This window comes from Streptomyces sp. NPDC004539, assembly GCF_040610055.1.
In the GTDB taxonomy this organism is placed as follows: Bacteria; Actinomycetota; Actinomycetes; order Streptomycetales; family Streptomycetaceae; genus Streptomyces.
This window is the reverse complement of sequence record NZ_JBEXLS010000002.1, coordinates 407,509-419,835: the sequence shown is the minus strand read 5'-3', so window position 1 is coordinate 419,835 and position 12,327 is coordinate 407,509. Positions and strand designations below refer to the sequence as shown.

Below are 12,327 nucleotides of genomic sequence, written 5' to 3'. Positions count from 1 at the left end.
TCGGGCATCCCCAGGGCGGGCCCTTGGGCGTCTCTAGCCCAGTACGTCGAACAGCCGCAGCCACTCCCCAGGCGTCACCGCCCCCACCAGCACACCCCGTTCCAGCCCGGCCGCCCCGAACGCCGCGTCGACCCGCCTCCTGGGACACACCCTCCGCAACGACGCGTGCAACGACCCCCCGACCCCCGAGAACCCGGCCTCGACCAACTCCCCCCACCACGCGTACGACGCCGGCTCGACCAAGGGTGTCCGCCGCCGTTCGATCCGGACGACCCCGGCGTCCACCCGAGGCACCGGCCAAAACCGCGTCCGCGCGACCCGCCCGACCAGCCGCCATTCGTACCGGGGCCAGGTCCGCACGGTCAGCAGCGTCCAACTCCCGTAGTCGCCGGTGCGTTTGCGGGCGTACTCCAGCTGGGTCATGAGGGTCGCGTCGGTGAGACCGGGCGCCCGCAGACACCAGTCGACGATGTCCGCCGTCCGGGAGAAGGGCACGTTCCCGGCGACGGAGAACGGCGTCCGGGGCGGCTGCGAGGTGAGGAAGTCGCCGCCGATGACGGTGACGTGGGAAGTCTCGGTGAACCGGGCGCGCAGTGCGGGCAGGAGCCGTCGGTCGATCTCGTAGGCGCGCAGCTCGCGGCATCGGGGGGCGAGGTGTTCGGTCAACGCGCCTTTGCCCGCGCCGACTTCGAGCATGAGCGGGACTTTCGAGGTGAACGGCACGGCGAGTCGGGCGAGTTGCCGTGCGGCGGCGCGGTCCGCGAGGAAGTTCTGGGAGAGCGCGCGTGCGACAGGGGAGGGGCGGGCCATGGCCGACGTCCTTTGTCTTCCGGGTTTTCGGGGAGTGGGCAGACGTGACCCCGACCGGAAGACAGGAGAAATGGCACGCCTCAGGCGTGCGGGAGTGAAGGACGACCCGGCGGCTCAGCCGTCAGCGGGTGTCGCACCCCGGACCGGTCAGGGTTCCGGGGCCGCGACGCATCCGAATCGAATACGTGACGCCCCGGCCGAGACCGGTGTCGATGATCGTGCAGTTCGCTGCCACGCCCCGACGCTAGAAGGACGGGGCCGGTGGCGGCAACGCATTTTCAGCGCTGGTAGCGGGCGAGCACCAGGTTCCCGTCCTTCTCCAGCCGCCGGCGCAGCCCGTCGAGGCCGATCGCGCCGCTGTAGTACTCCTGGAGGGCGGGGGTGGCGACCTTGTCCTTCCACTCCGGGTAGCCGCGCACCGACTGCGCGGGGGCGGGGACGAGGTGGGGGGCGAGGGCGGTGCCGGTGGCCCAGCCGTGTTCGGCGGTGCGGAGGGCCGGGTCCTTGAGGGCGGTCGTGCCGGTGGGGAGCATCCAGTCGCCGAGGGCGAGGCGGACCATGTTCGGCGGGCGCAGGAGGAAGTCGAGGAAGGCGACGGCCTCTTTCTTGTGCGGGCTGTCCTCGGCGACGGAGAGCGTCTGCGGGCTGACGCCCTGGGTGAGTCCGGCGGCACCGGCGGGCGCGGGCAGCACCTGCCACTCGAAGCCCTTCGGCGCCTGCTGGGAGATCTGCTGGCGGTAGGAGAGGCCGAGGGGGACCATCGCGTACTTCCCGGCGAAAAACCCGGGCAGCGTGTCCGAACCCCCGCTGCCCAGCGTGGAGTCCGAGGCACTGTGGTCGACGTCGACCTGGTCGTGGATGGTTCGCGGTACGACCGTGTCGCCGGCGTCCATGCGGACGGTGACCTTGCCGTCCGCGCCCCGGTGGAAGAGCCGGCCGCCCGCCGAGAGGGACAGGTTGAGGGTGGCGGAGACAGGTTCGCGCAGGGGCCAGGCGACGCCGAACTTCCCGTCGCCGCTGAGCTGCCGGGTGACGCTCCTGAACTCCTCCCAGGTCCAAGGGCGTTGAGGGGTGGGGATGCGGACGCCGGACTCGCGCAGCCACTTCGCGTTGGCGATCAGGACGCGGGGTTCCTGGAGGAAGGGGACGCCGTAGACGCCGTCGCCGAACGTCGTCGTGGCCCAACTCCGCTCCGGGATGTCGGACTTGAGGCGGGCGGGGAGCAGTTCGGTCAGGTCCGCGAGGTAGCCGCCGTACGCGAAGTCCGCGAGGTCGTCGGAGGCGTCGTGGACGATGTCGGGGGCGTCGCCGCCCTCGAAGGAGGTGAGGAGCTGGTCGTGGACACTGTCCCAACTCCCCTGGACGTACTTGACATTGATGTCCGGATGGGTGGCGTTCCACTCCTTCACGAGTTCCTTGGTGGCGGCGACGGACTCGTCCTGCCAGGCGAGGGACTGGAAGCGGAGGGTGATCCGGCCGTCGTCCCGGGTGGCGTCCGCCGAGCAGGCGGCCGGGAACGCCAGCAGGAGGACGGCGACGGCCCTCAGCGCCCTGGCCCGCATCAGCTCTTCACCGCCCCCGTCAACAGGCCGCCGGTGATCCGGCGTTGGACGAACGCGAACACCACGAGGGACGGCAGGGTCGCGAGGAACGAGGCGGCGGCGAGCGGCCCGAGGTCGGCGACGCCCTCGGCGCCGATGAAGTGGGTGAGGATCACCGGCAGCGTCTGGTGCTCCGGAGTCTTCAGCAGGACCAGCGCGAAGAAGAACTCGTTCCACGCGGTGACGAACGCGAACATCGCCGTCGCCGCGATCCCCGGCGCCAGCAGGGGCGCGGTCACCGACACGAGCGTCCGCAGCCGCCCGGCGCCGTCGACGGCCGCCGCCTCCTCCAACTCCGTGGGGACGGCCCGGACATAGCCGGTGAGCATCCACAGCGCGAACGGCAGCGCCCACACCACGTAGACGATCACCAGTCCGGCGAGTGAGTCGATCAGCCGCAGGTTCTTCAGCAGCAGGAACAGCGGGATGATCAGCAGCACGAACGGGAACGCCTGGCTGACCACGACCCAGCCGTTCACCGCGCGCGCGAGCCGTGTCCGGCGCCGTGCGAGGACGTACGCCATCGGGGTGGCGACGAGCACGGCGAGCAGCGCGGCTGCCGCCGCGACCAGCAGGGAGTTCAACCCGGCGCGCAGCAGGGGCTGTTCGTCGAACGCCTGGCGGAAGTTGCCGAGCGTCGGGTCCCGGGGAATCCACGTCGGGTGCGGACTGCCCAGCTCCCGGGGCGGTTTGAACGCGGTGGACAGCAGCCACAGCAACGGGAAGGCGAGGAACACGAGATACGCGAGCAGCGCCGCGTACTGGGCGGGCCGTGCGAGTCGCCTCACGCCTCGTCACCTCCCTTGAGCCGGCCGGCCAGGAACACCGCGAGGCAGACCGCGACGACCGCGACCATCACACATCCCATCGCCGCCGCATACCCGAACTGGCCGTAGCGGAAAGCCTCTTCGTAGGCGAACAGCATCGGCAGCCGGGTGCGTCCGCCGGGGCCGCCGCTCGTCAGGACGTAGACCAGGGCGAAGGAGTTGAAGTTCCAGATGAAGTTGAGCGCGGTGATCGCGAGGGCGATCGGGCGCAGGGCGGGCCAGGTGACCGTGCGGAACCGCAGCCAGGCGCCCGCGCCGTCGACCTGCGCCGCCTCGTGGAGTTCACGCGGCGTGTTCTGGAGCCCGGCGAGCAGCGCGACGGTCGTCGTGGGCAGCCCCGCCCAGACGCCGACGACGATCACGGCGGGCAACGCCGTACCGAGGCCGCCGAGCCAGTCCCTGCCCTCGCCCAGCCCCAGGTTCCGCAGCGTCTCGTTGAGGATTCCGGCGTCCGGCTGGTAGACGAGCCGCCACATGATGCCGACGACGACCTCGGGCATCGCCCACGGCACGATCGCGAGCGCGCGGGCGAGCCGGCCGAAGCGCAGGCCCTGGTTGAGCAGCGAGGCGAGGCCGAGGGCGAGGAGGAACTGCGGCACGGTCACGCCGAACGCCCACACCAGGCCGATCCGGAACGACTCCCAGAACAGCGTGTCGTCCAGCAGGTCCCGGAAGTTGAGGCCGCCGATCCACTGGGTGGCCTGGGTGCGGCCCGACTGCGCGTCGGTGAACGCCAGGGAGATCCCGTACAGCAGGGGGCCGACGCTCAGCACCAGGATCGGTATCAGCGCGGGCAGCACCAGAAACCACGCGCCCCGGTCCAGCACTCCCTGCCGCGCCCTCACACGCCACCCCTTCCGCCGGGCCCCGCCATGGTCGTGAACCCACCGACGCCCGTCAAGACACCGCGCGCACGCTCCCACCAGTGGGAATGCGACACTGACCGACGCATGGCCGAATCCCGACGGGGGTACGGCGGCCGGGTGCCCGCCACGTCACCGGGGTCTCCACGTCATCGTGGCCCTCCGCGTCACCGGGGCCTCCGAGGCAGGGGTGCCGTTCACGGACGGGGCCCGGTGGCAGGCCCGGCAGCAGGGCCCAGCAGCAGGGCTCGGCGGCAGGACGACGACCGGCGGCCGGAAGACCGCCGCACGGCGAGAGGTGGAGGCAGGTCGATGGACGAGGCACGCGCGCGTGAGGTGCTGGCCCGGACGGAGTGGGCGGGCGGGGCCGACGCGCCCCTGCTCGCGCTCGGCGAGAACGCCGTGTTCGCGGTCGGGGACCTGGTCGTCAAGGTCGGCCGGGACGCCGAACTCCTCGACCGGGCGCGGCGGGAGGTCGCCGTCGCGGACTGGCTGGCGAGGGAGGGCGTACCGGCGGTCCGGGCGGCCGAGCCGGAGGCGGCGCTGGTCGACGGGCATCCGGTGACCGTGTGGCACCGGCTCCCCGACGCCGTACGGCCCGCCGAGCCGCGTGACCTCGCGGGGCTGCTGCGGCGCGTGCACGCCCTGCCCGCGCCGCCGTTCGCGCTGCCCGCGCGGGATCTGCTGTCCGGCGTGGAGCGCTGGCTGCGGCTCGCGGGCGACGCGATCGACCCGGCGGACGCGGACTACCTCCGCGCGCGGCGGGACGGTTTCGCGGCGGCGTCGGCCGCCCTCACCCCGCGGCTGGCGCCCGGCCCGATCCACGGCGACGCCCTCCCCCGCAACGTCCACCTCACCCCCGACGGCCCGGTCCTGATCGACCTGGAGACCTTCTCCACCGACCTCCGCGAGCACGACCTCGTCGTCCTCGCCCTCTCCCACGACCGCTACGCCCTCCCCACCGCCGCGTACGACGCCTTCACCGACGCCTACGGCTGGGACGTCCGCGACTGGTCCGGCTGCGCCACGCTGCGCGGTGCCCGGGAGACCGCGAGCTGCGCCTGGGTGGCCCAGCACACCCCCACCAACCCCAAGGCCCTCACCGAGTTCACCCGCCGGGTGGCCTCCCTGCGCGACGGCGACGAGTCGGTCCGCTGGTACCCCTTCTAGCCCCTCCCCTTCACGCCCCGCCCCCTCACGCCTCCTGCGGCACGACCTCCCGCACCGGCCACACGCCGTCCACGACCGCGTCCGCCTCGCCCTTGCGGCGCAGGAACGCCTGGAAGTCGGCGGCCCATTCGGCGTACCACTCGATCTGCTGCCGGTGCAGTTCGGCCGGTCCGAGGGCGGCGACCTTGGCGTGGCGGTCCGCTATCGCGCGGGCCAGGCGGGCGGCGGCGAGGGCGTCGGCCGACGCGTCGTGCGCCGAGTCGAGCCGTATGCCGTACTCCGCGCAGACCGCCTGGAGGTTGCGCTTGCCCCGGCGGTAGCGGTCGACGTGCCGGTCGATGGTGTACGGGTCGACGACCGGCGCGGGGTCGGCGCCGCCCAACCGCTCGCGCAGGGACGGCAGTCCGTGCCGCCGAAGCTCCGCGGACAGGAGCGTGAGGTCGAACGTGGCGTTGTAGGCGACGACCGGGACCCCCGCCTGCCAGGCGCTCACCAGCGCGTCGGCGACGGCTCCCGCGACCTCGTCGGCGGGCCGGCCCTCCTTGCTCGCCCGTTCGTTGCCGATGCCGTGGACCGCGACCGCGTCCGCCGGGATCTCGACGCCCGGGTCGGCGAGCCACTCGCGGCTCCCGCGGACCTCTCCGCGCTCGACCTCGATCACGGCGGCGGTGACGATGCGCGCCTGCCTCGGGTCCGTCCCCGTCGTCTCCAGGTCGAAGCCGATCATCAACTCCTGGTGCCAGGCCATACGGGCCCCCCTTCTCGGTGGTGCTTTCCCCCAGTGGTCTCCACCCTCCCACGAGCCACTGACAATCGGAGGACCGCCTTCCGCATCCCCCGCACCGAACCGCCGATCTCAGGACACAGGCCGCGAATCCGCCCAGGCCAGCTCGAACTCCTCCCGGTACGCCGGGAACAGCCCGCCCTCCTCGGTCTCGCCCGCCCTGACGACCCGGTTCCCGCCGCGCAGTACCAGCACCGGCGCCTCCATCCCGCGCATGCCGCGCAGGTAGGACTGGACGACCGCGATGCCGTCGGCGCCGTCGCCGTCGACGAGGTAGGCGGTGAAGCGGGGCGTCTCGTCGTACACCTGGATCTGGAAGGCCCCGGGGTCGCGCAGCCGGGAGCGGACCCGGCGCATGTGCAGGATGTTCATCTCGACGGCCCGGCTCAGCTCGCCGCGCTTGATGCCGAGTTCCCGCTCCCGGCGCTTGACGGCGCTGGACGCGGGGTTGATGAACAGCAGCCGTACCCGCCCGCCGCCCTCGGCGAGCCGCACCAGGCGGCGCCCGGAGAAGTTCTGCACGAGCAGGTTGAGGCCGATGCCGATCGCGTCGATCCGCCGGGCGCCCCCGAAGAGGTCCTCGGCGGGGAACTGCCGCATGAGCCGCACCCGGTCGGAGTGGACGGCGACGACGTCGCCGTACCGGTCGCCGACCAGGTCCTCCACGGCGTCGACCGGCAGCCGGCGCGCGGAGGGGACGTCACCGCTGGCGCCGAGCATCTCCAGGAGCCGCGCGGAGGCCCGTTCGGCCTGGCTGAGGACGTTCCCGGACAGCGCCCGGTTGCGGGAGACGACGTTGCGGGTGACCTCCAGCTCGTCCAGGGCGAGTTCGACGTCGCGCCGTTCGTCGAAGTACGGCTCGAAGCAGGGCCAGTGCTGGACCATCAGCTCGCGCAGCTGCGGGAGCGTCAGGAACGAGATGACGTTGTCGTCGGCCGGGTCGAGGAGGTAGCCCTTGCGGCGGCTGACCTCGCGCACGGCGACCGCGCGCTGCACCCACTCCTGCCCGGCGGGCCCGGCGGCGGCGACCACCCACTCGTCGCCGTGGACGGGCTCGTACACCGGCCGCAGGACCGCCGACACGACGGCCCGCAGCCGCTGTTCGACGAGGTTCAGCCAGATGTAGGCCCGGCCCGCGCGCTGCGCGCGGGTGCGCACCTCGCGCCAGGCGTCGGCGTCCCAGTCCAGCTCCGGTCCGATGGCCCCCGCGTCCATGGGTCTGGCCAGCGACACCGTGCCGGGCGGGGCGTCTGCGGAGCCTCCCTCGTGACCCTCGTCACCAGGGGGCAGCTCCAGCCCTCCCGAGCCCACCCAAGCACCGCCTTCCGCTCCCCCGAGCTCTCCCGTCCCAACGATCAAGGAAGGGTACTCCGGGAGCGGTCGGCGGTGCAGCCGGATGGACAGGGTCGTCGCGGACCGTTCCGAATCCGTCACACCGGGGCCGGGCGGGAAGCGGGCGCGACCGCGTTCCCTGTGAATCGGAGCGGGTCGGAGCGAGTTGGACGACCGGACGGACCCCGGTTCGCCCTACCGTCGTACAACCACACGTCCCACCCACCTGGAAGAGTCGTCCCATGCAGGTCTGGCCTGGACAGGCGTATCCCCTGGGTGCCACGTACGACGGCGCCGGCACGAACTTCGCGGTCTTCACGGAGGCCGCGGACCGAGTGGAGCTGTGTCTGCTGCACGACGACGGCTCCGAGACGGCGGTGGAACTGCGCGAGACCGACGCGTTCGTCCGGCACGCCTACCTGCCCGGGGTGATGCCCGGTCAGCGCTACGGCTTCCGCGTGCACGGCCCGTACGACCCCGCGCGCGGGCTGCGCTGCAACTCGGCGAAGCTGCTCCTCGACCCGTACGCGCGCGCGGTCGCCGGGGAGGTGCGCTGGGGCGAGGAGGTGTACGGCCATCACTTCGACGCCCCGGAGCGGCGCAACGACCTGGACTCCGCGCCGCACACCATGACGTCCGTGGTGGTGAACCCGTACTTCGACTGGGGCGACGACCGGCCGCCGCGCGTCGACTACCACCGCACGGTGATCTACGAGGCCCATGTGAAGGGCCTGACGATGCTCCACCCGGAGCTGCCGCCGGAGCTGCGGGGTACGTACGCGGGGCTCGCGCACCCGGCGGTGATCGGGCATCTGACGCGGCTCGGGGTGACGGCGCTGGAGCTGATGCCGGTGCACCAGTTCGTGAACGACCACCGGCTCTCGGACCTCGGTATGCGCAACTACTGGGGCTACAACACGGTCGGTTTCTTCGCCCCGCACAACGCGTACGCCTCCTGGGGCGACCGGGGGCAGCAGGTCCTGGAGTTCAAGTCGGCGGTCCGGGCGCTGCACGAGGCGGGTATCGAGGTGATCCTGGACGTCGTCTACAACCACACCGCCGAGGGCAACCACCTGGGGCCGACGCTGTCGTTCCGGGGTATCGACAACGGCAGTTACTACCGGCTGGCGGACGACCGCCGGTACTACACGGACACCACGGGCACCGGGAACTCGCTGCTGATGCGCTCCCCGCACGTCCTCCAGATGATCATGGACTCGCTGCGGTACTGGGTGACCGAGATGCACGTCGACGGGTTCCGCTTCGACCTCGCGGCGACCCTCGCGCGCCAGTTCCACGAAGTGGACCGGCTGTCGTCGTTCTTCGACCTCGTACAGCAGGACCCGGTGGTCTCGCAGGTGAAGCTGATCGCCGAGCCCTGGGACGTCGGCGAGGGCGGCTACCAGGTGGGCAACTTCCCGCCGCTGTGGACCGAGTGGAACGGCAAGTACCGCGACACCGTGCGCGACCTGTGGCGGGGCGAGCCGCGCACGCTCGCGGAGTTCGCGTCCCGGCTGACCGGCTCCTCCGACCTCTACCAGGACGACGGCCGCCGACCGCTGGCCTCCGTCAACTTCGTGACCTGCCACGACGGTTTCACGCTGCGGGACCTGGTGTCGTACGACCAGAAGCACAACGAGGCGAACGGGGAGGGCAACCGGGACGGCGAGAGCCACAACCGGTCCTGGAACTGCGGCGTCGAGGGGGACACCGACGACCCGGAGGTGCTGCGGCTGCGCGCCCGGCAAACCCGGAACTTCGTCGCGACCCTGATGCTGTCCCAGGGGGTGCCGATGCTCAGTCACGGCGACGAGTTCGGGCGCACCCAGCGGGGCAACAACAACGCCTACTGCCAGGACGGCGAGCTGTCCTGGGTGCGCTGGCCGGCCCCGGACGACGCCGGCGAGCTGTTCGCCTTCACGCGCGCGCTGGTGTGGCTGCGCCGGGAGCACCCGGTGTTCCGGCGGCGCCGCTTCTTCCACGGTCGGCCCGTCGAGGGCACTCACGACGACCTCTCGGACATCGCCTGGTTCACCCCGGAGGGCCGGGAGATGACCGACCGCGACTGGACCTCCGCGACCGCCTCCGCGCTCACCGTCTTCCTCAACGGCCACGCCATCTCCGAGCCGGGTCCTCGCGGCGAGCGCATCGCCGACGACTCCTTCCTCCTCATGTTCAACCCCTCCCCGACCCCTCTCGACTTCGTCGTCCCGGTCGACCACGGCCCCCGCTGGCACCTCGTCATCGACACCGCCCACCCCACCCCGCCGCCACCCGGCACCGGCCCCAAGGTGACCGCCGGGGACCGTCTCCACCTCATCGACCGGAGCGTGGTGGTACTCCAACGCCCGGCGTAGGACGGGGGTTCCCGGCCGGCCCGGTACACAACCCCCGTCCCCCGGGTACCTAGCTCAGCATGACCCCTCGACGCGCCGTCCCCACTGCCACCTACCGCCTCCAGCTCCAGCCCGCGTTCACGTTCGCGGACGCCGCGCGGGCGGCGCCGTACCTGGCGTCCCTCGGGGTGTCGCACCTGCATCTGTCGCCGGTCCTCGAAGCGGTCCCGGGATCGGCGCACGGGTACGACGTCGTCGACCACGCGCGCGTGCGGGGCGAACTGGGCGGGGAGGAGGGGCTGCGGGAACTGGCGGGCACCGCGCGGGAGCACGGGCTCGGGCTGGTCGCGGACGTCGTGCCGAACCACATGGCGATGGCGCCCCGGTACAACCACGCGCTGTGGGAGGTGCTCCGGGAGGGCCCGGCGTCGCCGTACGCGCGCTGGTTCGACGTCGACTGGGAGGCGCGGGACGGCCGGATGCTGCTGCCGGTGCTCGGGGGCCCGGCGGGCGGCGAGACCGGGCGGATGCGGGTCGAGGACGGGACGCTGCGGTACTACGACCACGTCCTGCCGCTGCGCGCGGGGACGGCGGACCTGCCGCTGCCGGAGCTGCTGGACGCGCAGTGGTACCGGCCGGTGTGGTGGCGGCTGGCGCGCACGGAGCTGAACTACCGGCGGTTCTTCAGCATCTCGGAGCTGATCGGGGTGCGCGTGGAGGACCCGGAGGTCTTCGACGCCACCCACGGCACGCTCCTGCGCCTCCTGGACGAGGAGGTCCTGGACGGGCTGCGCGTCGACCACCCCGACGGCCTCGCCGACCCGGACGCCTACCTGGACCGGCTGCACCGGGCGACCGGCGGCCGGTGGACGGTCGTCGAGAAGATCCTCGCGGCCGGCGAACCCCTCCCCCGCTCCTGGCCGGTGGCGGGCACGACCGGCTACGACGCGCTACGGCACGTGGACGGCCTTTTCACGGACCCGGCGGGGTGCGACACCCTCCTGGCCGCGTACCGCCGTCAGACGGGCGTACAGGCCGATCAGGGGGGCGACTGGGCGGCGACCGTCCGGCGGGCCGCGTACCCGACCCTCACCCACGAACTCGCCGCCGAGCTGGACCGCCTGACGCGTGCCGCCGTCCGCGCCTGCGCCGCCTCCCCCGACCCCGCCGCCCGCGACCGGGCCCCCTGGACCCTGCGCACGGCCCTCACCGAGCTCCTGGTCCGCATGGACGTCTACCGCCCCTACGCCTCGGGCGACCCGGCGTCCGTCCTCACCGAGGAGGCCGCCCGGGAGGCCCGCGAGGCGTTCGCCGTGCCGGAGGAGGCCGGGGCGGTGGGCGTCGTCCGGGACCTGCTCATGCACCCGCACGCGCACAGTGCCGAACTGCGCGACCGGTTCGCCCAGACGTCCTCCGCGCTGCGCGCCAAGTCCGTGGAGGACACGGCGTTCTACCGGTACGTCCCGCTGCTGTCGGCGACGGAGGTGGGCGGCGATCCGGGCCACCCGGCCGTGTCGCCGCGGGAGTTCCACGCGTACTGCGCGCGCGTGCAGCGCGACTGGCCGGCGACCGGGACGGCCGTCTCGACGCACGACACGAAACGCAGCGCCGACGTCCGGGCGGCGCTCGCGGTGCTGGCCGAGTGCCCCGAGCGGTGGGCCGGACTCGTCGCCGGGCTGCCGGAGTTCCCGGACGGGGCGTTCGCGTGGGCCGTGTGGCAGACGGTGTTCGGGCTGGGCGAGGCCGACCCCGCGCGTCTGCGGGAGCCGCTGCTGAAGCACGTCCGGGAGGCGGGGCTGCGCACGAGCTGGACGGAGCGGGACGCGGCGTACGAGGAGGCGGTGGAGGCGTTCGTGGCGGCGGGTCCGGCCGGTGCGGAGCGGGTGCTCGCCGTCCGGGAGGAACTCGCCCCGTACGTCCGGGCGAACGTCCTCGGGACCGCCCTCGTCCATCTGACGATGCCGGGGGTCCCGGACGTCTACCAGGGCACCGAGACCGAGTACCGGGCCCTGGTGGACCCGGACAACCGCCGCCCCGCGCGCTTCCCGCCGGCCGCCCCCGACGAGAAGGCCGCCCTCACGGCCGCCGCCCTGCGGCTGCGCCGGCGCCGCCCCGAGGTGTTCGGGACGTCGGCGACGTACACCCCGCTGCCCGCGCGCGGGGAGGCCGCCGGGCACTGTCTGGCGTACGCGCGCACGGGCGCGGTGGTCGCGGTGGTGACCCGGCTGCCGCTGGGGCTCGCGGAGGCGGGCGGCTGGCGGGGGACGGTGCTGCCGCTGCCGCCGGGGCGGTGGCGGGACGTCCTGGACCCGGGGCGGGAGTTCGAGGGGCACGCGCGCGTGGCGGACGTGTTGGAGGGGCTGCCGGTGGGGCTGCTGGAGCGGGTCGGGGAGTGAGCGGGACGGGGAGTGAGCGGGACGGGTGGGGTGCGCGCCGGGAACGGCGGGGTCCGGAATCGGTCGGGCGGGGCGTGGGCGGGGTACGGCGTGGCGGGCGGTGCGGGTCGTGCGCCCGGCGTAGGCGCCTCGTCGTGCGCCGGGCGTGCGCGCCGTTGCCGTGCCACCACCGTCTCGCTCCCCGACGCTCTCGCGCACCACCGGTCTC

9 protein-coding genes are annotated in these 12,327 nt (G+C 73.1%); 3 read left to right on the top strand and 6 right to left on the bottom strand.

Features of this window, described 5'->3' with window-relative positions; translation table 11 throughout:
- Positions 1-33: 33 nt before the first annotated feature.
- From erm to ABZX85_RS05545, 4 genes are all read right to left on the bottom strand, one after another.
- Positions 34-810, bottom strand: a complete 777-nt coding sequence (erm, locus tag ABZX85_RS05560) for an ErmE/ErmH/ErmO/ErmR family 23S rRNA (adenine(2058)-N(6))-methyltransferase (RefSeq protein ID WP_355862679.1) — start codon at positions 808-810, stop codon at positions 34-36.
- Between the two features lie 278 nt (positions 811-1,088).
- On the bottom strand, positions 1,089-2,372 hold the full coding sequence (locus ABZX85_RS05555; RefSeq protein ID WP_355862678.1) for a sugar ABC transporter substrate-binding protein: 1,284 nt from the start codon (positions 2,370-2,372) through the stop codon (positions 1,089-1,091).
- Entirely contained in the window at positions 2,372-3,199 is an 828-nt protein-coding gene (locus tag ABZX85_RS05550) for a carbohydrate ABC transporter permease (protein ID WP_355862677.1), read from the bottom strand. The genes ABZX85_RS05555 and ABZX85_RS05550 overlap by 1 nt, the downstream gene beginning before the upstream one ends.
- Positions 3,196-4,083, bottom strand: coding sequence for a sugar ABC transporter permease (locus ABZX85_RS05545; RefSeq protein ID WP_355862676.1), 888 nt, complete (start codon positions 4,081-4,083; stop codon positions 3,196-3,198). Before ABZX85_RS05545 ends, ABZX85_RS05550 begins: the two co-directional genes overlap by 4 nt.
- A 330-nt stretch (positions 4,084-4,413) precedes the next feature.
- On the opposite strand from ABZX85_RS05545, the gene ABZX85_RS05540 reads away from it, so the two are divergent.
- Positions 4,414-5,271, top strand: coding sequence for an aminoglycoside phosphotransferase family protein (locus ABZX85_RS05540; protein ID WP_355862675.1), 858 nt, complete (start codon positions 4,414-4,416; stop codon positions 5,269-5,271).
- A gap of 25 nt (positions 5,272-5,296) precedes the next feature.
- Here ABZX85_RS05540 and ABZX85_RS05535 read toward each other — a convergent pair whose 3' ends face one another.
- Positions 5,297-6,019 (bottom strand): 3'-5' exonuclease, encoded by a 723-nt coding sequence (locus tag ABZX85_RS05535; RefSeq protein WP_355862674.1) that lies wholly within the window; start codon positions 6,017-6,019, stop codon positions 5,297-5,299.
- A gap of 108 nt (positions 6,020-6,127) precedes the next feature.
- On the bottom strand, positions 6,128-7,366 hold the full coding sequence (locus tag ABZX85_RS05530) for an SAV2148 family HEPN domain-containing protein (RefSeq protein WP_355862673.1): 1,239 nt from the start codon (positions 7,364-7,366) through the stop codon (positions 6,128-6,130).
- A gap of 263 nt (positions 7,367-7,629) precedes the next feature.
- Between ABZX85_RS05530 and glgX the strand changes: the two genes are divergently transcribed.
- Both glgX and treY read left to right on the top strand, forming a co-directional pair.
- A complete protein-coding gene (glgX, locus tag ABZX85_RS05525) occupies positions 7,630-9,744 on the top strand; it encodes a glycogen debranching protein GlgX (RefSeq protein ID WP_355862672.1) in 2,115 nt (704 codons plus the stop codon).
- Between the two features lie 59 nt (positions 9,745-9,803).
- A complete protein-coding gene (gene treY, locus ABZX85_RS05520; protein WP_355862671.1) occupies positions 9,804-12,119 on the top strand; it encodes a malto-oligosyltrehalose synthase in 2,316 nt (771 codons plus the stop codon).
- Positions 12,120-12,327: the final 208 nt, after the last annotated feature.